The following is a 22,603-nucleotide window of genomic DNA, read 5'->3' as shown; positions in this document are numbered from 1 at the left end:
GGAGGATAGTCGGAAATTGTTGAATCCCATTTGTAATAAGATGATATGAAAGAAATCAGCAGTTTCTAAATTCCTACAAATATAATAGGGGAGATGATGTTATGTATTTTTGGAATGTTAAAGCATTGGCTGAAGAATTAATGCAAAAAAAGATAACACCACAGAAGAAAATGCAATATTTACTAGCATTTATATTGGTGGAAACAATTTCCGTGGAACTATCATATTGGTTAGGTATTTATAGCAAGGCTAATATTTATGATGTCCTATATAGTTTTTTCTCTATAGCTATTAATTTTTTAGGCGTAATCTTTTGTTATAAGGCTAATAAAAGAGGCGACAATCAGGATTTTATTGAAAGGTTTGTATGTATTGGTTTGCCTATAAGCATAAGGATTTTATTCCTCGGTATTGTTATGGTTGGTTTATATATTCCCATAGGAGGATACTTTGGATTTTATACAGATTCAACAAACATTATTGATTTTATTATTTGTATTTTGCTTGAGGTACTTTACTACGCTCGGATGAGGTCTTATATTTTGAAGATTTCTACCCATTCAATATGAGAAAGAAACAGGATTTTGGGACAGGAATATTATGACGTGTAGGTTCTTCGAAAAAGTATTTTAAAAATGACATATTGTAAAATAAGCTTTTTAAGCCATTTCCTATTCATTTACTTATTCTGCAACTTTTGTAGTTCATTAACCGTGACAAATTGATAACCTTTTTTTGATAAAGAATCTAATATTCCTTCAATGGTTTTTAATTCGTTACCAGTCTCATCATACATTGGATGTAACAAAATAATGGTTCCTGGTTTTACATTTTTATTTACATAGTTCACTTTGTCAGAAACTGAAGAATAATAGGTGTCGGGTTCAAGACTCCATGTAATGGTTTCTATGTGATGTTTTTTCAAATAATAGGGTAAACCAAGCAGTTTTTTTCCATTAGGTGGACGAAAGTCTATTTCTCCTTTATAACCTGTCTTTCGAATCAATTGGTTGGTCATTTCAATTTCCTGCTTGATAAAAGAAGGTTTTTTGAAAATCATTCGTTTATGAGAATATGTATGATTTCCGATTTGATGTCCAGATTCTGCTATCTCTTTTCCTAACTTTAGATTTTTCTTCAGTTCATTTCCAATTACAAAAAAGGTAGCTTTCGCATTGTATTTATCCAAAAGAGGCAATATTTTCTCTACATTTTTTGTCGGCCCGTCATCAAAAGTCAACGCAACTACTTTTTGGTCTGTATCTATGTGACTAGTTAATCCTCCAAATAACTGGTATGTTCTTGAATTCATTAGTTTATATGTACCGTATAATAAAAGGAAAATGGCTAATATCACTATCCCAAATGTAACTATCCTTTTTTTCATACATTAACAACCTCACATCATAATTCAAATTAATTTCACTTTCGAGAATTAGCGTACTAATTATATTAAAAATTATATCAAAACTAGCAAATTACTTTTTCTTTAATTAAACCGCCCTTTAGTTGAATAAAAAAGCACTTCTGTTCTTGTTGCAGAAATGCCCCCGCTAGTGCAAAAAGAAACAAAAAGAAATTTACTTTAAATTTCTTTGAATATCGTTGATTAAAAATTCTCTATCTTCAGAGTAGGGCAGCTCTAATTTTTTAATTTCCTCTGCTGATTTCCAATCAATATCGTAAATTAGATTATCGGGGTCTTGAATTTTACGTTCTCCACCAATTACCTTTGTCAAAAAATAATGAACCTCGTATGAAATATTTTATATACTTCTTCAACTAATTGAACATCATAGCCTGTTTCTTCATTTATTTCTCTAATACAACATTCTGAAAAAGTTTCGTTGTTTTCTAACTTCCTTGAAGGAATAGACCACGTTTTTGTTTCTCCTGATTTGCCTTGCAACACCATGAGTAATTCTGCATGATCATTTATACATATCTCCACCGAACCAAACCATTTTTTCATGTAATACCGCTCCATATTAAAAGAAATTAATCAACTATTCTATATTAGCTACCCATACATCGCTGCGGGGCACCACAGATGATGGATTCTATGGGAGACAACTATGCCGCATCTATGCGGAACCATTATGAAGAAGGAAAATATTAATTTTCAGGATGGATTGCGTTTTAATTTTCTATATGGCCAAAAGAACGAAGAATCCTTAAATATTCAAGCGTTAACCAACCTCTCCACTCTTCTTTTGCCGTTTCCCATTCCTCTTCAAATTGTCCCTAGGACCCAAGTAGGCTCCCAATATCCATCTTTTGTTTGCTTCGTTACTAAATAATTTAGATTCATCGGGATTATATCTGCAAATAAATCGTAGTATTCTGACCTAGGTGAATTTACAACTTGAATTGGTTGAAGGCAATAGGAATCCCATTTTTCTGGGGCATCGGTAACACAAGCTTTCACCATTTCTCGTAATTTGTTAGACATTAGGTTGTATTGTTTGTCAGGTAATTTCTCTGATAGCTTTAGGAAACTAAGTAACTCGTGATGTTCAAATTTATTTAAATGATTTACATAATCAATGGCATATTGAGTCACATCATCCAAGAATTCAGTAGGCACTAATCCTTTATAATGATGAAGAAGACCAATGATTTCTGCACTGGGATTTCCCATTCCCAATTTTCAATATAATTCCACCAACTAGCACGAGGAGCTGTTTTCACTTCTTTCGGAACAATTTGCCATCCCATTTTTTCTTTGTTAAACGTATTTAATAAATAATTAACGGCTTTCTTGACCATTTCATCTGTTTCATCCGCATCTGCTCTAGATAGATAGTGAAGACCGATTGCTGTTGCTAGTGCTGAAGATTCCTTACATCTAAAATCAGGCTCTAATCCGTTCCCAAAACCGCCATCTTCATTTTGATAAGTCTTTAATTGTTTTACAACATGTTCCTTGCTTCCATTTTCAAATTCAAATTCGAACAGAGCACGTTCTAATTTTCTTGCTTTTGATTTTAAAAAAGTTTTTGCTTGTTCAAACCGATTTTTGGATAATTTATTCATTAAAGTTCACCACTTTTACTTTTTTACATGTCCAATTTCTCTATGGTAATCTTGTAATTCCTTCTTCAACCTATCCTGCTTTGTTAGTTGAACAGGATAATCAACAACATTCTTTAACAGAGATTTGTTTTTAAAGGGACAGAAAACGGAAAGAAAGAGGACGGAATATTTCTGTTTAGACGTGTTGTGATGATATCGCGGATAGTTTATTAAAGCAGGATGTCGCTCCGATCGGGGTGACGTTTTTTCTCTCAAGAACTTCTTAATACTAGGTGAAGAGAAAAAACAGACTCAGGCAAGAGCCTGAGTCCATAAGGTTTATTTACCTACTAGGGCTATTATTCCTTTGAATATAAGGACTAATGAAAAAACAAGAATAGTTAAAATCCCAATTAAGGACGTTACTGGTTTTATGCCAGCTAAAAGTGAACCGGCTAAAGGAAGGTTTATTAGTGCAAAACCAGCAAGGATGCAAGCTAAGTACAAGAACACGAAGTTATCCATACTACTTCCTCCTTTCAATAACAATATATGTAGAAGTAAAAGAATTTGTTCGTGAAGAAGGAACAATGAATGATTCTAAGACATCCATTTTTGGTGGAGTGATTTTATGCTAAGCAGACCAAAGAAGCCTTGCTCTTTTCCCCGTTGTCCTAATCTGACTGTGGAAAGGTATTGTGAGCAGTATAAGCCGCAGGAGCATAAACGATACGATGACAGATGAGCGAAAGAGAATATGATTACCGTTGGAGAAAGGAATTATGCGTGCAAGGCGCAAATCCTTACACGTAAAAACTTCATTGGCTTTTAAATCATTCGTTTCTAATTTATTCGCTTTAACGCCACTCTTTCTTGGCGAATTGAGGTCAGCCCGGTTGCCTCTTGCGTTTATGTGTGAGGGGGAAGCAAGATGCGGAGCGTATTTAAGAGTATTGTTGATTTTCTTCTAAGCTAACGGAGCAGGATCGTTAAAGAAGACGCAAATGAGCTTAATCAAGCATGAAAACACCACTCTGAGGGTGGTGTTTTATTAAATGCTATTGCTTTATTTGATTGGGAGAATACTTGACAAATCAATGCTCTTTTAAGCTGGATACAGAAACTTTTTGTTTATTCTTTGGTTCGTCAAGGGGATAGATTGTAGCTGTTCCATTTTGTTCATCCACCTGTTCAATATAGATAGGTACGCCATTATAGGTTACATTAGCCATAACTGGTGAAGCAGCAATTTCTTTCGCCCGTTGTGTGTTCATTATAAATAATGACCTCCTTTTGATTTGTAACAGTTTATAATATTTGCTCCAAATTACTTGAATATACTTGTTGTTATTGAAATATGGTTATAACATCACGATCTCGCACGTTGGATGCGACGGGGGCATTTTATGTGGTTTGAGTATATATTCTAACTAAAATATGTGCTAAATAAGAAGCAAGACGACAAGCATGGAACGATAGGACGAGTAAAAAAGTCATAATTTTTTAATTATTTTTGTAATTTTTAGTTCATTTTGTGTATAAATATATAACCGTGAAAATAAAAAAATCACCCGGTATGGCAGTACCAGGTGAAGGAATGAACTGCTATCTGACAAGAACCACGATTAGAGCAAGGAAGGTGATGATAAAAAAACAGAAAGCTGAAAAAGCTAAATACATTTTGTTCATATGTTCCACCTCCTTTGTTACCTTTATATTTTTAACGAAGGAACTTTATGCCATTTTTTTGAGAAATTTAAACATTTTTTGTACAAAATAAACTAAATCTTAATTATGATGAATTGGGTTTTGTTGATATTTGATGAATAGAAAATGTAGGAAAATATCTCCGTTTGTCGCATTAAGTTGGAAACGGTGAAGGGAAAGGAAAAGCAAAGTAAAAAATGATATTAAAGATTCTGTAAAGGATACTGCCATCGATACTACGATGTAGGAAGTGATACCGTAGCAAATATCGCCAAAGAAACATTTACGGAATATTTCGAGAGATATTGGTTGATGCAGGAGCTTCATTAATTCCAAGAGTATATGGAGCTATATCCGGTTATAAGTGAGCTCGTTTTGAACGGAACATAAAGAAATTTACCGGCGATTGTATTCAAAAATTGAAGAAATAAGGGTAATTTTAGATGTAAAACAGAAGGGAAAAAAAGCAAAATTGACCAACTATTTGGTTAAGAGGAAAAGATAAAATTTGTGGTTAATGGTTTTGTTAATATCACAGAACATGCTCAAGTTACAGAAGATCTTGTGTTAACTTATTATGCTGTCTTCTAAGGTTCATGTATTCATCACATTATTGGGTAAATGATGCTGAAAGAAAAACCTATGAAGATGTTATGAAAAGACATCGACTAAGTTACGAGCAGGATGAGTCTGTACGTCGGAACTTAGTTTGTTTACAACAAAAACAGATTTAAGTATAAATGATGATTCAGTTAAAATATACAGAGTATTTAAATAATTATATGCTTATTTAGATGAATTAACAACCCTTGGATATAAACGTTCATTACCAAAGTCAAAGATGGCTTACAAATATCTAGATTTGGACGAGATTTTGTTGAGTTTTTTTGGAACTTAGAAACAGGACAATAATAGTCCTGTTTTTACTTTTTTGAGAGAGGAAGAAAAATGAATTCCGAGATATTTTACTTTGCTTAAACTTGCGAAAGAAATAGAAGAGAAATCTGTTTTGTATTTCCGCCGAAGAAGAATTCTTAAAGCAAATGGATATTTTTGTTGAAGTAAATTATAGATACATTAGATGTTTTGGTTAACAAAGAATGACGTGCTAGATGGAATCCGAAATGTAGCAACAGCGTTAAATAAAAAGACAATGATTGCTGCAAAGAAACATTCCGGGAATACAGCTCTTATGTATGGGATGAAAAAGCGGCGGAACGTGGAGAAGATGAGCCAGTCAAACAAAAACGATCACCAGCTTAACGCTGATCCGCTATTTTGTCAATACGGTGTTATTCGGAAACAAAGCCCGCGCTGTTCCGGCTTTACATTAGACTCCGTCAAAGAATTCGGTTCTGGTACTAGAATAATTTTAAGTTCATTCTATGTATCTTAGAACCTATTGAATTTGTATCTGTTTGTGAGAAAATGTAAATAATAAGGAATAAATTGTAAACAGAAAGGGATAAACAGGTGAAAAAGATAAAAAAGTATTTTAATCTAATTTCAATAATCATACTCACTCTAATACTGTTTAACTTACCTCATACGGATTATAGACTGACACTTTTAGGAATGGTGGTAGGATTCATTTTAGCTAAAAAAGGCGAACCAGGACTTTTGAAATGTTTTGCTTTTGTAGTTTTCACGCTTTGTATTATGTATTTATTACTTGTGGTTCTGGCTGGTATTCTTATGGGCGGGGCAGCAAGATATTTGTAAAATTAAAAAAGTCTGGAATAAGCGATTTGCAGTGAATGAAATTGAAATCTAAAATAAACAAGAACACAAAACGATTTATTCTGTTTTAGTGAGAGGATAAATACTATGATTGAGAAAAATTATGGACATTGGCACTTAGATTATTACTGTGAAGAAAGAGACTTTTATACAACAGCTACTGGATTTTGGAATGATGAGGGGAGTTGGGATGTATTTTTTAACGAATTAAAAGATAATGAGATGTGCAAATTGTTCGGTAGTTTGGGTTATGAAATAGATAAGGCTTTTGGTGTCGTATTGTTCAAAGCAAATGATTTTGATGATGTACATGATAAGTTCGTAAGGTGGGTAGAGGATATGCTGCTACCATTTTTGGAAAAGAAATAAAAAGGTGCTTCTTTCACTGAACGGGTGCGATACTTCAACAAGAGGGGATCGCTTTTTCCTTATGTACTAACGATAGTTAATCAAGGGATATAAAACTAAGTGTAGAAATCAGACTAAACAGTTATAAGTTTAAGGTAGGGGAACTAAGTGGATAAAGACAAGAAATTTCATCGAGCTTTTGGAGTATATGGCATTTATTTTGAAGATGGAAAACTATTAGTGATAAATAAAAATGGAGGACCTTATATCAATCGTTTTGACCTTCCAGGAGGGAGCTTAGAAGAAGCTGAAAGTTTAACAAATGCATTAAAAAGAGAGTTTCTTGAAAAGACAGGTCTTGAAGTCAAAGTCGTAAAGTGCTTAGGTGTTATTGATGTTAGTCTAAAAAGTGGACACAGAGAACAGAGAGATTATAATAAACTTAATTACAATCGGTTCGAGGTGTCCAATCATGAAAAAGAGAACATTTGATCAAGAATACAAGATTCAAGCCGTTGAGTTATGCTTGGAGGGGGACAAGTCCATCGCCCAAGTGGCAAAAGAGTTAGGTTTGGCTTACAACACTCTTCACCGTTGGGTCAAAGAATACAAAGAAAGCAATGGCACAAGCTTTGTAGGTTCAGGAAACATCAAGCCACAAAATCAAGAAATCATCGAATTACGCCGCCGCAATCAAGAGTTAGAGGAGGAATTAGCCATCCTAAAAAAGGCGTTAGGCATCTTCACCAGAAACCAGAAGTAATTTACGCGTTCATTTTTCAACATCGAAATGAATTTCGCGTGGTGAAGATGTGCCAAGTTCTCGGTGTTTCTAAAAGTGGGTATTATGCATGGCTGAAACGCCCAAAAAGCAACCAAAAAGAGAAAAAAGAACAATTGACCCAACAGATTCGGAACGAGTATCTCAAGTCACGCAAGATTTACGGAAGTCCGAAAATTACGCAAGAACTACGCAAACAAGGAATTCGTGTGTCTCAAAAGACAGTCGCTCGTATCATGAGCGAAGAAGGATTGAGATCAATTACAGTGCGTAAATACAAGGCAACGACCAATAGTAATCACCCTTACAACGTGTATGCGAATCTGTTGGAACAGAACTTCCAAGCAACGGCTCCAAATGAAGTATGGATGGCCGATATCACGTACATTCCTACTGATGAAGGATGGTTATATTTAGCGAGCATCATGGATTTATATACACGAAAGATTGTAGGTTGGTATATCGATACACGAATGACCAAAGAGTTAGTTATCAAAGCCTTACAACGAGCGTTAAACAACGAGAAACCAACAGGAAGAGTGATTCACCACTCGGATCGTGGAAGCCAGTATGCGTCGAATGATGATCAACAACTGTTACAAGAGCATCATTTCCAAGTCAGTATGTCGAGACGTGGGAACTGTTACGACAACGCTTGTATGGAGTCGTTTCATAGCTTAATCAAGAAAGAATGCATCTATCCAAATCGATTCCGTACGCGAAAAGAAGCGAAACAAACCATTTTTGAGTACATCGAATGCTTCTACAACCGAAAAAGGAGTCATTCCGCTCTTGGCTATGTATCGCCATGTGAATTTGAGGCTGCTTACTACGCTAACCAGAGAAAAGTAGCTGCCTAAGTTCAGCTATTTCTCTCTGTTTAACGTGTCCATTTTCTTGACATAATACCATGTATTAAGGGTTATTAGAAAATATCATAAAGTTCCTGAAATGAGAATAGCTCCGTGTTATAATTAGCTTATATTTTCATCATTGGGAGAAATCCCGATTTTTTAAGATGACGTTTACGGTTTTTTATCTAAGCAACTAATTATATTAAAACATTGGTACTTGAGGAATAATTTTACCTTCGATACGTTCAAATATATCATCTAAATCGGTACCAGTTATTGTTAAGCCATGGTTTTTAAGACCAATAATAGCTCTAGAAGGTTCCTCCGAATTTCTGACAAGTTCAGCCACTGTTTTTGCAAGCTCAATTGTTCCACATGGATAATTAATCTCTGTAGCTCTTATGCCATCCATCCAAGCATGAACATGTACAATCGCTCCTACCTCCGGGTGTTCTTTATAAATCATCCAGTGCTCAATAGCGTCGACAGATGCCCTTTTTGGTGTTATATTCGGGGGAACGCTTACTTTCATGGCATTTTTATCAGGATCATATCCCCTTATTAAGAGAAAATCTTCACCAACCGTTTTCATATCTGCTTTGTTAATTCCGCTTGCGCTCATCCAAAAGCTTTCACTGTCCCGTCTGGCACTGAGGTTTCCATAGCTTAGTCCTCCGATTCCGTAAAGCTTTTTTAAATGTCTCATATCACGAGGTGTAAGATATTCCTCCAATGGAAATGGAGCAGGGAGTAAATTCATACGGTCAAGCTTTTTTCCTGATTCGCTTAATGATCTCGTAATCTCATCGCCGTTCCACATTTCTTCTGGAAGATCATCATAGAAATCATTATCAATCACTAATTGCGAAGCGGCAAGCGGTTCTAATCTTTCATAAATACGTTTGAAAAATGTTTCTTCTTCTCCTTTTCGATACGTCAATTTGTAAAACCCTTGTTCAGGTGTAAGAAAATAAATATCTGTTGTTTCATCCTCGTTATGTAAGATATACATCAAATGATTGGCTAAAGACCTGATTAAATATGGATAGGCTGATTTGTGAATGTTTTCGGATTTTTGGGATGTCTCCATAACAGAAACGACAAACGTTGCCTGAGCCTTTCTCCGGTAAGGCCGTGGTTTTTCAGGATCAATAAAATGAAACACAAGTTTAATATTTTCTTCAGGAGCGGAATAAAACGTATAACCCCTTGACAAAAACTCGTCTTTTATTCCTTCTACAAGCCAATTTAAAAAAGGAGTTTGCTTGTTTCCACTAATGGTGAAAGTTCTCACGGTGTTTCCCTCCAAACTAGTGTTTTGATATTAAAACAGCGCTTAAGGTTCGAATACAACTTTCATGGTTGAACCTTTTCTTTTGTTAATAACCGTTTGTAAGGCATCCTGATAATTTTCCAAAGGAAAACGATGTGTTACCAATGGGGATAAATCCACCTTTTGACTACGCATTAATTCAATGGCGATTTGTAACGTCCGCATTTTCTTTCCTTGATATTCTTCTGTACTGTATGCAAAGCTTCCTTTAATATCTAACTCATTAAGCCAAACGGTTGTCCAGTCAACACCGTCAATGATCCCTGCTAATCCCAATAGAACGACTTTTCCTCCATGTCTAGCAAAACGGAGTGCATCGTTTATGCTTTGCTTATTACCGACACATTCAAAAATAAGATCGGCACCACCTTGTACAACTGGATCGCCAAAGAGCGGCTCTAACAGGCTTGCATGAAGAGATTTGGCTGTTTGGTAAATATAGTTTTTATTTTTTGTCAGATAAATGATTTCATCTGCACCATAGTGGGAAGCGAGTTGTGCTTGAAAGGCGTGTTTTGCCAAAACCACAATTCGGCAGGGAATTTCAAGTGCTCTAATCGCAGCGACAACGCAAATCCCTATTGTACCAGCTCCAATGACCAATACCTTATCATCCTTTTTCGGACGATTTCGCAAAACCGCATGCAGGGCACAGCTAAAAGGCTCTACCAACACACCATTTAAATCATTTACATTATCAGGAAGCTTCAATACTTGACTTTTATGTGCAACAAGATAAGATCCCCAGCTTCCGCCGGTGTCACGGCAAGTGCCTATTAACATCCCTGGTGAAATGATCCCTTCAGTCATAAAATGACAAAGGCTATAATCCCCCTGTTGGCAGTTAGGACAAGGATCTGCTATCCCTCTTGTTATACATGATAATATTGGGTCAATGACTACCCGGTCTCCGACATGAATGTTTTCTGCCTTTGAACCAACTTCTTCAATCGTTCCTACTACTTCATGTCCAATCGTAAATGGAAAAGACGCAAACGGAGAAGTGATTGGACTATCATTTAAAAGGATAAGATTTAAGTCACTTCCACAGATTCCTCCGTATTTTACCTTTACTTTTACCCATTCATCGTTTGGAAGTTTGGGGACTTCTACACGGCGTAATCGAATGCAGGATAATCTGGAATTCCAATAAAAAGATTTTGAAACTTTTCCCATCATTTTACTTAAGACATACCGCGGTATACTGTATTCAAATTGAATGGAATTCATTTTTATATCACCCCCTTATATGGAATATTCTTGTTAACAAGTATAATTTATTCTTTTGAGTAGAAAATATACATGACAACTAATTTAAACAACATTTTCTTATAGGGTATGAGTGAAGAAGTATGTTCTATGCGAGTATGAGATGGCTTTCAAAAATAATCTTATGTTTCATTTTTCGAATTGAAGTGATTGGCATAAAAAATGTTCCTAAGACTGGTCCGGTCATTGTGGCAGCAAATCATATAAGCAATTATGATCCCATTATTCTTTCCAGTATCTTTCACCGAAAAATTCATTTTTTAGCGAAAAAAGAACTGTTTCAGCGACGTTTTACCAATTGGTTTTTTCAAAAACTTCACGCTATTCCTGTTGACCGACAAAGCGGAATTGTCATTCGTCCAGTTCGCCGTTCCTTAAAAGTGATTGAAAACGGGGAAGTGCTTGGAATTTTTCCTGAAGGTAAAAGATGTAAAAATGGGGAAAGTATCAAACCGAAAAAAGGGGTAGCTTTTTTCGGTTTAAAAACAGGAGCACCTGTTCTTCCGGTTGCGATTGTTTATCTGGATACGAAAAAGTGGATTCGAAAGCCAGTAAAAGTTGTTATTGGGCCAATGATGTATTTAAATGAACTTAAAAGTTCAGATTATACCGTACTTGCTGAGGCAGTTATGAATCGCTCAAGAGAACTTGGAGAAATATATGCGCAAGTTGACGATTATCAGGAAATTTTGGGGTAAATACGTTGTGAATATTGAAGCAGTGGCATGTAGACATTCAAACTGTTAAAAACCCCTTTATACATAGCTCAGTTGTTTCGGTTACTCAGATGTTTTTTCTTTTGCCAATCACTATACTATTTCTTCATCAAAAATTTTTCTTTCCAAGGATATGCCAGTAAACTTAGACGGAGAAAAAAGCAGCATCAATTACTTGCATTTTCAAGTGATTCCCGAGCATATTCGTGTATTTGTCCCCTTAGACAACATAAATAGAGCTGTTTGAATATTTTCCTTATAAAAAAGGAAAAATTGTTATTAAAAATATACGGTAAAAATTAACAAAAAATAACCCTAGTTATAGAATACCTTTTTAACCATGCACAATAAACCGATTTTCGCATATCCTGTAAAACTCTTACCATCTCTAATAAAAAGGAAAGATCTATATGATGTATTATTTTATCGTCAATAAAATCTCGGGAAATGGAAAAGGACTAAAAGTTTGGAAAAAGGTTGAGAAATTGCTTCAAGGGAAACGGGTAAATTATCAAGTGCGTTTTACTGAACGTCCAAAACATGCAGCAGAAATCGCTAAGGAGTTATCTTCTGAACAATGTGATGCTGTTGTTGCCGTAGGCGGAGATGGTACAGTCCATGATGTTGCTAACGGATTAATCGATTCGAATATACCTTTGGGTGTTATTCCTGCAGGATCGGGGAATGATTTTGCAAGGGCTCTTGATATACCAATGGACTATAAAAAGGCGTTAGAACGTATTTTAATGGGAAAGCAAAGAAAGATTGATATTGGAAGAATTGGTAACGAATACTGCATCACTGTAACGGGGATCGGTTTTGACGGTAAAGTCGCCGAGGTAAACAATGCCTCGAAATATAAAAGTTGGTTGAATTTTATTAGATTAGGTGATCTTTCGTATGGACTTAGCTTCTTGCATGTTTTATTAAAATATCGTCCTGTCAACATTCAATTAAAGGTTGATGGGAAGAACCTAGTTTTTTTTAATGTATGGTTAATTGCCATTGCTAATATCCCGAATTACGGCGGAGGCATTAGAATATGCCCAGACGCTTATTATAATGATGGACTTTTTGACATTTGTATCGTACACAACATGACAAAATGGGAGCTGTTACGCACTTTTCCAAAGGCGTATAAAGGCAGACATATTTTTCATCCGTGTGTAACCATAATAAAAGGAAAACAAGTAGAAGTTATCTCTGAATTGCCGATTATTGTACAAGGCGACGGCGAGCTTCTTACTAAAACTCCGGTGAATGTGACGATTCATAAGGATGCATTACTTATCATTTAATAGAGGACGATAACCAGAATACTTAGTGAGAACAACACCGAGGCTGCCACTAGATGCAAAGTACATTTCATTTTTTGTGTTTCTGTTTAGGGGTTCCTTCAGCATAAAAAATAGTAGATAAGCATACATGAATTTACTCACTTTATTTACACTCTTTTTCGGTTAAACACCTTGAAGTGATAGTGAAAAATTCTAAAATAGGTAAATAAAATTTCTAATCTTTTTTATATAAATCATCTACTGTCCCACCTAACCGGTTCGCTAGTTTAAAGGCTTTATCCAGTGGAGGTTAACTTCTTCCTTTCATGCAATTTGACAGTTGATTTGCCGATCCGCTATGAATTTCTTTTTGTTTGATGATGCCGTCAATTTTGCATTTCATTGTATTCACTCATATACATTTTTCTTGCTGAAATCCTTTTCGAATGAGAGCGATAAAAAGAAGGGGGAGTGAGACTTATGCATATATACTGTATGAATGGGGAGTCAGCTTTTTAGAAGCATAGATCTTCATATGAAGATGAGGATTCGCCTGTTCCGGGACTGACACACCGCTATCCTGACCGAGTTCTCTTTTTAATTACGAACCAATGCTCTATGTACTGCCGCTACTGTACAAGGCGGAGATTTTCCGGGCAGATTGGCATGGGAGTGCCGAAAAAACAATTGGATACGGCCATTGATTATATTGCCCAAACCCCACAAGTACGCGACGTCCTGCTGTCCGGCGGTGATGCGTTATTAGTCAACGATCAAATTTTGGAATATATTTTGAAAAAACTGCGCGCTATTCCTCATGTAGAAATCATCCGCATTGGAACAAGAGCTCCCGTTGTATTCCCGCAACGCATTACCGAAAACTTATGTAACATTTTAAAGAAATATCATCCAATTTGGCTGAATACCCATTTTAATACATCCATCGAAATTACAGAAGAATCGAAACGAGCATGTGAAATGTTAGTCGATGCAGGTGTTCCTGTTGGCAACCAAGCGGTCATTCTTGCTGGCATTAACGATAGTGTGGCTATTATGAAAAAGCTCATGCACGATTTAGTAAAAATGCGCGTGCGTCCGTATTATATTTATCAATGTGATTTATCGGAAGGCATTAGTCATTTCCGGGCACCGGTGGCAAAGGGTCTGGAAATTATTGAGGGATTGCGCGGACATACGTCGGGCTACGCAGTACCAACGTTTGTCGTCGACGCTCCGGGTGGCGGTGGAAAAATAGCTTTACAACCGAATTATCTTATTTCGCAAACACCGGAAAAGGTCATTTTGCGCAACTACGAAGGGGTCATTGCCTCATATCCAGAACCGACCGGATATGTACCAAACCGAGCGGAAGCGTATTTCAAAGAAATCTTCCCGAACTTAGATGACAAACGCTCGACGACAGGAATCGCAGCAATTATCAATGAAACAAAGTTTTCTATCATTCCAGAGAAGCTAGAACGTATTGAACGCCGAAAAATATATGAAGCGGACCCGAATCATAAATCATTAAAGGATTTGCGTGAAAAACGAGATGAACTGAAAGAGAAAAAATATCAAACAATGTTGAAGAAATGGAGTGAAACGGAGGAGAAAAATCAATGATGACTTGCCTTTGGTGCACATCTTCACGCGTCACCGCCACGTTGCAAACCGTTTACTGGGAGCTTCCTGACGGCTTTCGAGCGATCGAAATTACCGATACACCAAGCGTTTCATGCGCCGAGTGCGGAATGATATATCAAGAAGAGGATATTGTAGAAAACATTGAAGACCAATTATTCCTCATCGATACAGCGCACCTAAATAAAACGATCAGTTACGATGAACTTATGCAAAAGCCGCGGCGACTGAAACGAAATTATTTTAAGTAAAATCGCTTCACAAAAACGAAAAAACTCATTACAATGACAAAAAAGAGGAATAGAAAGAGGATGAGGAGAAATGGCACGTTCGTTTTACCACTATTTGCTCAAATTTCGTGATGGCAAAAAAGAAGATCCGTTTGTTCGATTTGCCAATGGAGTCTATCATGATCACGGATTTCCAAAAGAGTCAACCGATTATGATGAAATTAGCCGCTATTTAGAGCTAAACGGAGATTATTTAGAAAGCATGACGATATTTGATGAAGCATGGGAACAGTTTTTACAAGAGGCTTGAGCGTTCGTTATGAGCGCTCTTTTTTTGAAAACGCTATCATATTAATATTGTGTGATTGACATTCGTGACATACAACGGTGTCCACTCATTTGTATTTGCATATAATTTATTATCAATCTTTCGAACGGGGGGAGACAAATGGGTGGCCCAAAACAGCCAAAATTTTCGCTTGGTGATGTCGTTGTCAATACGTTGTACGGGACAGTTGGGACGATTACGGATATTCAACAAGTTGATGGAGCGTTTTTATACGAAATTAATCATAGCCATAGCTTATTTATGGAGCATACATTAGTCTTATTATCTGAATTTACTGGTGATTTATGGATTACAGAAGAAATTGAAATTGAATTGCCGTTTTTCTTAGGAGAAATTGTTCGGGTGAAAGATTATGGACATGATTTATTTAAAATTATTGGAGTGCGTACGGAAATTTATCGTTATCAAGATGGAGGATGGGAGGAAATTATATACGAACTAAAGCGATTATTTGATGGACTAGAGATTGAGGCCAATATCGACGATGTGATTTCACTTACCGATTATGAAGAAACATCAGTGATTATTTTGCAGGATGTCATTTTGTCAGCTATAGTAAAACCCCATGCGCTATCGTCTCCTCAACAAGAAAAAATCGAATCGATTGATGGCTTACTCGATTTGTATAACGACTATAAACGATTATACGAGTGGTTTGGCGATGAACAATACAAACATGTAATGGAACTCGTATTAAATCATTTACATGGGCGTGCGGACAAAAAAGAGCTACCATAGCAAAAACTGAATCCATACGTAAATGAAATACGGGATTCCAAGGAAAACGATAAGAGCAAACAGCATGTTTAAGACCGTTTCCATTATTTTATCGATGATGTCATCGAAAGTAGAATGCTTGTCCAATAGCCGATTCATGATAACTCCCCCTCGTTTTTTGCTATTTCCAATGTATGAATGAACATCACCTCCTATTACATACAGAATAAAAAATTCTTTTGACATAAAACGGTATCGGCCTACATAATACATTACAAAGGGGGCGATATTGTGAAAGAAATAGAGGTTGTCATTGACACGGAAGAAATTGCAGAATTCTTTTACAATGAACTCATTCGCCGCGGATTTGTCCCGTCGCGAATCGAACTCGAAGAGCTTGCCGACATTACGTTTGATTACTTAATTGAAAAATGCATTATCGATGAAGAATTCGAGGTAGAAGAATAGAGGAGAAACGACGAGTAGAGCTACTCGTCGTTTTTTAGTTTTTTCATCGCAGCCGCAGCTTGTAATTCAACGAGATGATGGGAATAGGTTGTTGTCATATCTCCGTCGATGACAAACGGAATGTTCTTAATAGCTTTTACAATCGTTACATCCTCGAACCAATCGCGACGGTCTGGAAAGTGGTGAACGATGTCTGGCCATGCATCTTCAAGACACGGACTGTAGATGGTTGATATGTGTCGGGTGTTTGTGGAAGAAAAGGCATGTGGCCAAAAATCAGCGCGCGAACCGGTATGTTCACAGTGCACAGCAAAACGGTAGGCGCGTTTTATTAACCATGGTTTATAAAATAACATTCCATAAAGAGTTTTGCCGATGTGAATGCGGTGATGCACATCTGCAAAATCGCGAATCGTGATTCCAGCAAGCCGGACCTGTTTCGTCGTTTTATACGGAATGAGAACATCATTCATCCCAAGCCATTGCTGAACCAAAAATGGCAATGTAGAAAGCACGTGTTTTTGGAAAAATTCATCTTCAACGACCCTCTGCTGAATATACTGTTGTTCATTAATAATGAGAGCCACGGTTAGTAGAGCGGAGTGTCTTGCTTCGAAAAAATAATCCCAAAACGGTTTCATAAAAGAAGAAACAAAAAAGCACGGCAACAAGTGAAACAATGGTTTCTTCCTTCGCTTGCTTTCTTCGTATAATAGAAGCTGCGGATAAGCGTCATGAAAAATAAGAGCATTGGCTCGTTCTAAAAACAAAAAAAGCGGTTCAATTTGTTTGGGTGGGATGAGATTAGGAATGAGGTCCCCTTTTAAATCGGTCATATTCCAGCCGCCGTTACGGGAGACAATATGCGCTAAAAACGCCCAATGTACTTCAGGACAGCGTTGAAAAAACGCGAGATACGCGCGTGTACGCGTCACATTGTTGCGGTTAAGCTCTTTCGTTTTCTGTTGAATGGCTGCGACGATATCCTTTTCTTCTTCGGTCATTGTCTCGACTGTATGGGGGTGGGAGGCTTCCCATCGCTGTGAAAGCTGTTTTACTATGTGAGGGGAAGCGGTGCGAATCGTTCGCCGATACAGCCAATAACGATACAGCGATTGAAACGGATGAGTTATTTGATATACAAAATCATTCCATGACATCTATGATTCTCCTCCAAAAATATGATTGCTTTTGAAACTTACGTGTCGTTGTTCCGTATATATAAGTAATCTGTGATAAAGGAGAGATTTTATGTTAAAAAAACTTATTAAAGCGATTTTAAAAGAAAAATCCCATCATCATTATCATAAAGCGCATTATAGCAGCAGCGACCACTATCCGAAATATCACAACCATATTCATCCTTCCCACTACGGTCACGGACATTATAAAAAGAAGCACCATAGCGGCAGTTTCTTTTCAAGCTTTTTCGGTAGTTAATGATGGGCATTCCATATTTTCGATTTTTCGACCGACATTATAAAGAAGGTACGCTCATTCGAGGCCGCTATCAAATCGTGAGAGAACTTGGAGTGGGAAGTTATGGAATTGCTTATGTAGCCAACGATTGGGAAACAGGAAGACAAGTCGTCATTAAACAATTGCGAAAAACAAGACGAAAAATGCAAGAAAAAATACAGTCATTCCAGCGGGAGGCCGTCATTTTACGGCGGCTGCAACATCCGCAAATTCCAGCGTTGTATGAAACGTTTATAGAACGAGGAGTTCCCCATCTTGTGATGGAGTATATTTCTGGAGAAACCATTGAAACGTTAATTTTTGACAAAGGGAAAACGTACACGGAACAGGAATCATTTCAACTGCTAAGGGATGTGCTAGATGTTGTGGAATACATTCATGCAAATGAAATTGTCCATCGTGATTTGCGCATCCCGAATATTCTTTTCCGGGATGGGAACGTATTCATTATCGATTTCGGGTTAGCCCGATTTTTTCATGAACAAATCCCACATGTAGAAACATATGTATTGGAGAAAAAGTTAAGGCGGCAAATTGATGTCAAAAGCGATTTTTATGCGTTAGGTCATTTTACGTTATTCTTGTTGTACTCTTCATACGAGCCGACAACGGATGAAGAGAGAAGCTGGGAAGAGGAATTATCCATTTCCGAACATGCCCGTTTTATATTGCGAAAAATGTTACAGATTGATGAACCTTACCACCATATTCGTGAATTAATGAAGGATGTTGACGAGTTAATTAGAAAGGATGGGGCGACCGATGTCATTGTTTCATAAACTACTAGCGCGCGTTGGTATTGGAGCGGCTATTGTTGATACGAAATTGCTGTCTGAGCGGTTAATGATTGGCGATGAAGTAGAAGGAATCGTTGAAATAACTGGAGGAAACACCGAGCAAGCGATTGATCATATTTATTTATCTCTTTATGCTACGTATACAGTGGAAGTGGATGACCGAAAAACGACGAGCCACGCTTTAATAGGAAAGTGGAAAATTACCGAACCGTTTACGATTGGTATCCATGAGCAAAAGAAAATTCCGTTTCGATTTACGCTTCCGCTTGATACACCCATTACGGTCGGCAAAACAAAAGTGTGGCTCCATACTGGGCTTGATATGAAATATGCTCTTGATCCGAATGATCAAGATTATATCCGGGTTGAACCAACACCGGTTATGAATGCGGTCCTAGCGAGCATGGAGGATATGGGATTTCGCCTTCGAGAGGCGGAATGCAAAAAAGCAGTGAGTGCCAAACGGCTTCCGTTTGTGCAAGAATTTGAGTATGTGCCGAAAACAGGTCTGTTTCGCGAGCGACTAGACGAAGTCGAAATCATGTTTGCATCGATTTCTAAAGACGAAGTAATCGTATACATGCAAATTGATCGTCGGGCTCGTGGGTTGAAAAGCTTATTTGCTGAGGCTCTTGATTTGGATGAATCGTACGTTCACTTACGCGTCACAAGCGATGATCTCTCTCAGCTATCTCAAAAACTTTCTCGTTTCATTCAATCATATTGCTAAAGATTGGGTGCTGACTCAATCTTTTTTTATCTTTTATTTTCGGAGAACGCTCTAGTTCCAGTGCCAACTTTAAGCAGACGTAAGAAGGGAATCATAGGAGTGAATGGTAACATTACATGCTCATCGTGAGTTTATTGTGGCTCGGTAGTTTAACATATGATAATTCATCCTTTCATTCGTTCGACGAAGGGGACAGAGAAAAAATCGATCGCCTGCTTTCCCCGCATTCCTTGTTCGGAGTGCGTGTTGTCAATGTGCAATTAAAGCTTTAGATCGCCGAAGAGCGGATGCAGTGGACCCATTTGACCTATAGTTTTCCAAGAGGTCACGCTATAAATTCAACAGCCTTTTTTCTCTTTTTTACCAACGCACCCGCTATTAGGGGCATAGGTGTTTGTGTTTCTTTTGGTAATGCCGGTTTTAGTGAGTATGAGCCGTGTTTATTCGGAGCTTTCTATCCGGCCGATGCCATTGCTGGAATGATTGGTGGTATCTTATTAGGAACGGGCTATATCGTTGGGTTAAAAAGAGGATTCGACAAAACAACAATAATTTTGCTAAAGGAATCGACATCACGAATCGCTAATATGTTTGACAAACGGTATTGGATCGCCGTTTAGCATCCATATTGGGTAGAGGAGTGATGTCCGATGGTTCGCCTTTTAATGAAGAAAATGCTACACACAAAGCAAACATATGATGTAACGTTGTTTCAAACACCTCGATTTGGTCAGACGAAAGGATATCGTCAAGTATATCGGTTAACAATGGCAGCATTGAACCATGACGAAGCACTATCACTGGTGTATCGCATGTTTAACGTGTCGGATTTATTGCCGAAAGATTATAAAGCACGTTATGTCAGCACAGGGGATATTGTATTAATTGATGAAGGAATTAAGGGACAGGTATGTTATAAATTATGCCCGGAAGGATGGAAAAAAGTGAATCGTATTCATATTCGATAAATATAGATCTAAAAATTCTAAATATTCCGTTTTATATAACGCAATATCATGATATAATGAAAAAAATGAATAGTTTTATCTACACAAGGGAAGGGATATAAAAGGAAAGGGGGGCGATGATGTGCGACAACGAGAGGAAGACAAACAAATCCCTACTGTAGCTCCAGGAATGGATGACGATGAAGAGTTAAATGAGAAAGCGACAAAAGAAGAAATTGTTCACGGAGATTATACAAAAGTTGTCACGTTGTCATTCGATGAGGTCGATCCTTCCACATAGAAAACCCTTGTGTAGAAACAAGGGTTTTCTATGTTTTGCTAGCGTATGGGAACGTTATGAATCAGGATTATCATGATGTCCCGGACCATTTTTCCGTCCTGTTGCAGAGTATTCCTTTGCATGGGCTGCATCCTCAGCGATTAATGCTTCCTTTGGAATGTGATTATTCTTTTTCTGTCCGTTAATTCGGTTGCGGTGTTTTTTACCCATTGTGTTTTCCTCCTTTTATTGATCACTATTAGTTTGTTCGCTCAATATTCGTTCTATTGACGGAAATTGCTTGTAATTGAAGGTGTGTACAATTTCGAAAAAGGAGAATAAAGGATGACGGCATTATTCGTTTCCGCTTTCCTTGGCGCCGCTTCTACCATTGCTTTATTATTTGTAAAAGTGGAGATGGAAAGATTGTTTCATCGTCGAAAAGATTTTCCTTTGTTACATGTTGTAAATGTACTTGTCACAGGTGGTGTGGTTGCTATTTCATATTACCTATTTAGTGACATTCATATCGAAATATCCGAGATTAAGGAAACTAAACGGTTTTTTTACGTATATGCAGGAGCTCTTCAGCTCATTCTTCCTATGTATGCGGTCATCGCCCTATTATTTCAACAGAGGAGAAAAAAGCAGAGAAAATATACAACAAGCAAAGACAAAAAAGTGTTGTATATTAACGAAAAATATTTGGCGCGACGGTATGACGATTACCATTCGAAAACATCATAAAAAAGGGGGAGGACGTTCCCCCTTAAAAATTTTTTTGAGCTTGATGTCGATGGTTGGTGCGCGGTACAGGATGACGGACTGGTTTTGTCCGCGTATTCAACAGCTTGTTCTAGTTTCTTTTTTCATCTGTTTTCCCTTCGTGATGGTTGTTATTGTCTCCTCTTCCTTCTTAATAAAATACAAATCTGAAACGAACATTGTCTAGTTTCAGTGACAGCCCTCTTGTGCTAAATCATCTTCATGTTCCAAAAGTACCAAGCTGTCTTGCGAGTGAAGAACATTTGAGTTCGTGAGATGATGGTGGTGATTTCGCTTTTCTTATCTTGTCCTTCTTTTCCTTTCGTTGCATGTATGATATGATAAAAAGGATGCGAACCAAGCATGATATTTCTGCTGGAAAGGATGCTAAGGAGGACAGGTTATGAGTATTCACATCGAAGCAAAACAACATGATATTGCTGATAAAATTTTGCTACCGGGTGACCCGCTTCGGGCTCAATATATTGCCGAAACTTTTTTAGAAGGGGCGACGTGCTATAATCGAGTGCGTGGCATGCTTGGATTTACTGGTACATATAAAGGGCATCGCATTTCCGTACAAGGAACTGGGATGGGGGTACCATCCATTTCGATTTACATTAATGAATTAATGCAAAGTTACAATGTACAAACATTAATACGTGTCGGTACATGCGGTGCGATTCAAAAGGATGTACGTGTTCGCGATGTTATTTTAGCGATGAGCGCATCAACCGATTCCAACATGAATCGTTTAACATTTGGAGGAATGGATTATGCGCCGACAGCCCACTTCGATTTATTGCGAACTGCTTATGACGTTGGTATAGAAAAAGGATTGCAGCTAAAGGTTGGAAATGTCTTTACTGCTGATATGTTCTATAATGACAATGCGGACTGGGAAAAATGGGCGCGTTACGGTGTTTTAGCCGTAGAAATGGAGACGGCAGCTTTGTATACGCTAGCGGCTAAATTTGGTCGTAAAGCTCTTTCTGTTTTGACGGTGAGCGATCATATTTTAACAGGGGAAGACACGACAGCACAGGAACGACAAACAACATTCAATGAGATGATTGAAGTTGCTCTAGAAGCTGCGATTCGGGTATAATGACAAACACTCTTGGCGAGCCCAAGGGTGTTTCTATCACGATATTAACGAA

Annotated in this window: 28 protein-coding genes and 2 pseudogenes; 20 read left to right on the top strand and 10 right to left on the bottom strand. The window is 37.4% G+C overall.

Going from position 1 to position 22,603, the window contains the following annotated elements; all coding sequences use genetic code 11:
- Window positions 1-101: 101 nt before the first annotated feature.
- The gene (locus HNR31_RS10790; protein ID WP_181556248.1) at window positions 102-569 is read left to right on the top strand and encodes a hypothetical protein; all 468 of its coding nucleotides are present in this window, start codon (window positions 102-104) and stop codon (window positions 567-569) included.
- Between the two features lie 110 nt (window positions 570-679).
- Here the strand turns inward: HNR31_RS10790 and HNR31_RS10785 are convergent, their stop codons facing one another.
- The 5 genes and pseudogenes from HNR31_RS10785 to HNR31_RS10765 all read right to left on the bottom strand — a co-directional run bounded on the left by HNR31_RS10785 (window position 680) and on the right by HNR31_RS10765 (window position 4,289).
- Window positions 680-1,387, bottom strand: a complete 708-nt coding sequence (locus tag HNR31_RS10785) for a polysaccharide deacetylase family protein (protein ID WP_181556247.1) — start codon at window positions 1,385-1,387, stop codon at window positions 680-682.
- A gap of 193 nt (window positions 1,388-1,580) precedes the next feature.
- A pseudogene (locus tag HNR31_RS10780) lies at window positions 1,581-1,972 on the bottom strand (NUDIX domain-containing protein).
- Between the two features lie 614 nt (window positions 1,973-2,586).
- Entirely contained in the window at window positions 2,587-3,036 is a 450-nt protein-coding gene (locus tag HNR31_RS18740; RefSeq protein ID WP_258561060.1) for a prenyltransferase/squalene oxidase repeat-containing protein, read from the bottom strand.
- A gap of 318 nt (window positions 3,037-3,354) precedes the next feature.
- Window positions 3,355-3,540, bottom strand: coding sequence for a hypothetical protein (locus HNR31_RS10770; protein ID WP_181556246.1), 186 nt, complete (start codon window positions 3,538-3,540; stop codon window positions 3,355-3,357).
- Between the two features lie 569 nt (window positions 3,541-4,109).
- A complete protein-coding gene (locus HNR31_RS10765; protein WP_181556245.1) occupies window positions 4,110-4,289 on the bottom strand; it encodes a small acid-soluble spore protein H in 180 nt (59 codons plus the stop codon).
- Window positions 4,290-5,803: 1,514 nt separating this feature from the next.
- Here HNR31_RS10765 and HNR31_RS10760 point away from each other — a divergent pair.
- The 5 genes from HNR31_RS10760 to HNR31_RS10740 all read left to right on the top strand — a co-directional run bounded on the left by HNR31_RS10760 (window position 5,804) and on the right by HNR31_RS10740 (window position 8,451).
- On the top strand, window positions 5,804-6,118 hold the full coding sequence (locus HNR31_RS10760; RefSeq protein WP_258561059.1) for a hypothetical protein: 315 nt from the start codon (window positions 5,804-5,806) through the stop codon (window positions 6,116-6,118).
- Window positions 6,119-6,195: 77 nt separating this feature from the next.
- Entirely contained in the window at window positions 6,196-6,444 is a 249-nt protein-coding gene (locus HNR31_RS10755; protein ID WP_181556244.1) for a hypothetical protein, read from the top strand.
- A gap of 105 nt (window positions 6,445-6,549) precedes the next feature.
- Window positions 6,550-6,831, top strand: coding sequence for a hypothetical protein (locus HNR31_RS10750; protein WP_181556243.1), 282 nt, complete (start codon window positions 6,550-6,552; stop codon window positions 6,829-6,831).
- A 147-nt stretch (window positions 6,832-6,978) separates the two neighbouring features.
- Complete coding sequence (locus tag HNR31_RS10745; RefSeq protein ID WP_181556242.1) at window positions 6,979-7,302, top strand: NUDIX domain-containing protein; 324 nt, start codon at window positions 6,979-6,981, stop codon at window positions 7,300-7,302.
- Window positions 7,283-8,451 (top strand): IS3 family transposase gene (locus tag HNR31_RS10740; protein ID WP_181556241.1). Its coding sequence is split into 2 segments (ribosomal slippage): window positions 7,283-7,550 and window positions 7,550-8,451, totalling 1,170 coding nucleotides; the frame shifts between segments, so codons are not numbered across the junction. The genes HNR31_RS10745 and HNR31_RS10740 overlap by 20 nt, the downstream gene beginning before the upstream one ends.
- Window positions 8,452-8,647: 196 nt before the next feature.
- Here the strand turns inward: HNR31_RS10740 and HNR31_RS10735 are convergent.
- Both HNR31_RS10735 and HNR31_RS10730 read right to left on the bottom strand, forming a co-directional pair.
- Window positions 8,648-9,739, bottom strand: a complete 1,092-nt coding sequence (locus tag HNR31_RS10735; RefSeq protein WP_181556240.1) for a class II aldolase/adducin family protein — start codon at window positions 9,737-9,739, stop codon at window positions 8,648-8,650.
- Between the two features lie 42 nt (window positions 9,740-9,781).
- Window positions 9,782-11,008, bottom strand: a complete 1,227-nt coding sequence (locus HNR31_RS10730) for a zinc-dependent alcohol dehydrogenase (protein ID WP_181556239.1) — start codon at window positions 11,006-11,008, stop codon at window positions 9,782-9,784.
- Window positions 11,009-11,130: 122 nt separating this feature from the next.
- Here HNR31_RS10730 and HNR31_RS10725 point away from each other — a divergent pair, with 122 nt between their 5' ends.
- The 6 genes and pseudogenes from HNR31_RS10725 (at window position 11,131) to HNR31_RS10700 (ending at window position 15,998) form a co-directional block, all read left to right on the top strand.
- The gene (locus HNR31_RS10725; RefSeq protein ID WP_181556238.1) at window positions 11,131-11,745 is read left to right on the top strand and encodes a lysophospholipid acyltransferase family protein; all 615 of its coding nucleotides are present in this window, start codon (window positions 11,131-11,133) and stop codon (window positions 11,743-11,745) included.
- Between the two features lie 428 nt (window positions 11,746-12,173).
- On the top strand, window positions 12,174-13,061 hold the full coding sequence (locus HNR31_RS10720) for a diacylglycerol/lipid kinase family protein (protein ID WP_309505679.1): 888 nt from the start codon (window positions 12,174-12,176) through the stop codon (window positions 13,059-13,061).
- Window positions 13,062-13,574: 513 nt separating this feature from the next.
- Window positions 13,575-14,663 (top strand): annotated as a pseudogene (kamA, locus tag HNR31_RS10715) (lysine 2,3-aminomutase); the annotation flags it as partial.
- Window positions 14,663-14,932 (top strand): YokU family protein, encoded by a 270-nt coding sequence (locus HNR31_RS10710; RefSeq protein ID WP_181556349.1) that lies wholly within the window; start codon window positions 14,663-14,665, stop codon window positions 14,930-14,932. The pseudogene kamA and the gene HNR31_RS10710, both read left to right, overlap by 1 nt.
- Window positions 14,933-15,002: 70 nt before the next feature.
- Window positions 15,003-15,221: a YozE family protein gene (locus HNR31_RS10705; protein WP_181556236.1), complete on the top strand. Its 219-nt coding sequence runs from the start codon at window positions 15,003-15,005 to the stop codon at window positions 15,219-15,221.
- A 138-nt stretch (window positions 15,222-15,359) separates the two neighbouring features.
- Window positions 15,360-15,998 (top strand): hypothetical protein, encoded by a 639-nt coding sequence (locus HNR31_RS10700; RefSeq protein ID WP_181556235.1) that lies wholly within the window; start codon window positions 15,360-15,362, stop codon window positions 15,996-15,998.
- Here the strand turns inward: HNR31_RS10700 and HNR31_RS10695 are convergent.
- Window positions 15,990-16,136, bottom strand: coding sequence for a hypothetical protein (locus HNR31_RS10695; RefSeq protein ID WP_181556234.1), 147 nt, complete (start codon window positions 16,134-16,136; stop codon window positions 15,990-15,992). The genes HNR31_RS10700 and HNR31_RS10695 overlap by 9 nt on opposite strands.
- A 132-nt stretch (window positions 16,137-16,268) precedes the next feature.
- On the opposite strand from HNR31_RS10695, the gene HNR31_RS10690 reads away from it, so the two are divergent.
- A complete protein-coding gene (locus HNR31_RS10690; protein WP_181556233.1) occupies window positions 16,269-16,445 on the top strand; it encodes a YozD family protein in 177 nt (58 codons plus the stop codon).
- A gap of 20 nt (window positions 16,446-16,465) precedes the next feature.
- Here HNR31_RS10690 and HNR31_RS10685 read toward each other — a convergent pair whose 3' ends face one another.
- Window positions 16,466-17,605: a DUF2515 domain-containing protein gene (locus HNR31_RS10685; RefSeq protein ID WP_181556232.1), complete on the bottom strand. Its 1,140-nt coding sequence runs from the start codon at window positions 17,603-17,605 to the stop codon at window positions 16,466-16,468.
- A gap of 91 nt (window positions 17,606-17,696) precedes the next feature.
- Between HNR31_RS10685 and HNR31_RS10680 the strand changes: the two genes are divergently transcribed.
- From HNR31_RS10680 to HNR31_RS10655, 5 genes are all read left to right on the top strand, one after another.
- Window positions 17,697-17,885: a hypothetical protein gene (locus tag HNR31_RS10680; RefSeq protein ID WP_181556231.1), complete on the top strand. Its 189-nt coding sequence runs from the start codon at window positions 17,697-17,699 to the stop codon at window positions 17,883-17,885.
- 2 nt (window positions 17,886-17,887) lie between these two features.
- Window positions 17,888-18,703 (top strand): serine/threonine protein kinase, encoded by an 816-nt coding sequence (locus HNR31_RS10675; RefSeq protein ID WP_181556230.1) that lies wholly within the window; start codon window positions 17,888-17,890, stop codon window positions 18,701-18,703.
- On the top strand, window positions 18,687-19,451 hold the full coding sequence (locus HNR31_RS10670; RefSeq protein WP_181556229.1) for a sporulation protein: 765 nt from the start codon (window positions 18,687-18,689) through the stop codon (window positions 19,449-19,451). The genes HNR31_RS10675 and HNR31_RS10670 overlap by 17 nt, the downstream gene beginning before the upstream one ends.
- A 650-nt stretch (window positions 19,452-20,101) precedes the next feature.
- Window positions 20,102-20,419: a hypothetical protein gene (locus HNR31_RS10660; RefSeq protein ID WP_181556227.1), complete on the top strand. Its 318-nt coding sequence runs from the start codon at window positions 20,102-20,104 to the stop codon at window positions 20,417-20,419.
- A gap of 121 nt (window positions 20,420-20,540) precedes the next feature.
- Window positions 20,541-20,699, top strand: a complete 159-nt coding sequence (locus HNR31_RS10655) for a hypothetical protein (RefSeq protein ID WP_181556358.1) — start codon at window positions 20,541-20,543, stop codon at window positions 20,697-20,699.
- 54 nt (window positions 20,700-20,753) lie between these two features.
- Here the strand turns inward: HNR31_RS10655 and HNR31_RS10650 are convergent, their stop codons facing one another.
- The gene (locus HNR31_RS10650; RefSeq protein ID WP_181556226.1) at window positions 20,754-20,909 is read right to left on the bottom strand and encodes a hypothetical protein; all 156 of its coding nucleotides are present in this window, start codon (window positions 20,907-20,909) and stop codon (window positions 20,754-20,756) included.
- A 114-nt stretch (window positions 20,910-21,023) separates the two neighbouring features.
- Here HNR31_RS10650 and HNR31_RS10645 point away from each other — a divergent pair, with 114 nt between their 5' ends.
- Window positions 21,024-21,425 (top strand): hypothetical protein, encoded by a 402-nt coding sequence (locus tag HNR31_RS10645; RefSeq protein ID WP_181556225.1) that lies wholly within the window; start codon window positions 21,024-21,026, stop codon window positions 21,423-21,425.
- A 421-nt stretch (window positions 21,426-21,846) separates the two neighbouring features.
- Window positions 21,847-22,551, top strand: coding sequence for a purine-nucleoside phosphorylase (gene deoD, locus HNR31_RS10640; RefSeq protein ID WP_181556224.1), 705 nt, complete (start codon window positions 21,847-21,849; stop codon window positions 22,549-22,551).
- The last annotated feature ends 52 nt before the right edge of the window (window positions 22,552-22,603 follow it).

Origin of the sequence: Thermaerobacillus caldiproteolyticus, from assembly GCF_013761245.1 — a bacterium.
GTDB classification, from domain to species: Bacteria; Bacillota; Bacilli; order Bacillales; family Anoxybacillaceae; genus Thermaerobacillus; species Thermaerobacillus caldiproteolyticus.
Note: the sequence above shows the minus strand (reverse complement) of the source record. Positions and strands in the feature narration are given on the sequence as shown.

Excerpts from the sequence above, each read along its gene's own strand:
- HNR31_RS10660 (WP_181556227.1), top strand. The coding sequence starts at position 20,102 with ATGGTTCGCCTTTTAATGAAGAAAATGCTACACACAAAGCAAACATAT.
- HNR31_RS10720 (WP_309505679.1), top strand. The coding sequence starts at position 12,174 with ATGATGTATTATTTTATCGTCAATAAAATCTCGGGAAATGGAAAAGGA.
- HNR31_RS10705 (WP_181556236.1), top strand. The coding sequence starts at position 15,003 with ATGGCACGTTCGTTTTACCACTATTTGCTCAAATTTCGTGATGGCAAA.
- HNR31_RS10695 (WP_181556234.1), bottom strand. The coding sequence starts at position 16,136 with ATGAATCGGCTATTGGACAAGCATTCTACTTTCGATGACATCATCGAT.
- HNR31_RS10725 (WP_181556238.1), top strand. The coding sequence starts at position 11,131 with ATGTTCTATGCGAGTATGAGATGGCTTTCAAAAATAATCTTATGTTTC.
- HNR31_RS10700 (WP_181556235.1), top strand. The coding sequence starts at position 15,360 with ATGGGTGGCCCAAAACAGCCAAAATTTTCGCTTGGTGATGTCGTTGTC.
- HNR31_RS10675 (WP_181556230.1), top strand. The coding sequence starts at position 17,888 with ATGGGCATTCCATATTTTCGATTTTTCGACCGACATTATAAAGAAGGT.
- HNR31_RS10770 (WP_181556246.1), bottom strand. The coding sequence starts at position 3,540 with ATGGATAACTTCGTGTTCTTGTACTTAGCTTGCATCCTTGCTGGTTTT.
- HNR31_RS10650 (WP_181556226.1), bottom strand. The coding sequence starts at position 20,909 with ATGGGTAAAAAACACCGCAACCGAATTAACGGACAGAAAAAGAATAAT.
- HNR31_RS10785 (WP_181556247.1), bottom strand. The coding sequence starts at position 1,387 with ATGAAAAAAAGGATAGTTACATTTGGGATAGTGATATTAGCCATTTTC.
- HNR31_RS10760 (WP_258561059.1), top strand. The coding sequence starts at position 5,804 with ATGTTTTGGTTAACAAAGAATGACGTGCTAGATGGAATCCGAAATGTA.
- HNR31_RS10790 (WP_181556248.1), top strand. The coding sequence starts at position 102 with ATGTATTTTTGGAATGTTAAAGCATTGGCTGAAGAATTAATGCAAAAA.
- HNR31_RS10670 (WP_181556229.1), top strand. The coding sequence starts at position 18,687 with ATGTCATTGTTTCATAAACTACTAGCGCGCGTTGGTATTGGAGCGGCT.
- HNR31_RS10645 (WP_181556225.1), top strand. The coding sequence starts at position 21,024 with ATGACGGCATTATTCGTTTCCGCTTTCCTTGGCGCCGCTTCTACCATT.
- HNR31_RS10730 (WP_181556239.1), bottom strand. The coding sequence starts at position 11,008 with ATGAATTCCATTCAATTTGAATACAGTATACCGCGGTATGTCTTAAGT.
- HNR31_RS10765 (WP_181556245.1), bottom strand. The coding sequence starts at position 4,289 with ATGAACACACAACGGGCGAAAGAAATTGCTGCTTCACCAGTTATGGCT.
- HNR31_RS10685 (WP_181556232.1), bottom strand. The coding sequence starts at position 17,605 with ATGTCATGGAATGATTTTGTATATCAAATAACTCATCCGTTTCAATCG.
- HNR31_RS10680 (WP_181556231.1), top strand. The coding sequence starts at position 17,697 with ATGTTAAAAAAACTTATTAAAGCGATTTTAAAAGAAAAATCCCATCAT.
- HNR31_RS10710 (WP_181556349.1), top strand. The coding sequence starts at position 14,663 with ATGACTTGCCTTTGGTGCACATCTTCACGCGTCACCGCCACGTTGCAA.
- HNR31_RS18740 (WP_258561060.1), bottom strand. The coding sequence starts at position 3,036 with ATGAATAAATTATCCAAAAATCGGTTTGAACAAGCAAAAACTTTTTTA.
- HNR31_RS10750 (WP_181556243.1), top strand. The coding sequence starts at position 6,550 with ATGATTGAGAAAAATTATGGACATTGGCACTTAGATTATTACTGTGAA.
- deoD (WP_181556224.1), top strand. The coding sequence starts at position 21,847 with ATGAGTATTCACATCGAAGCAAAACAACATGATATTGCTGATAAAATT.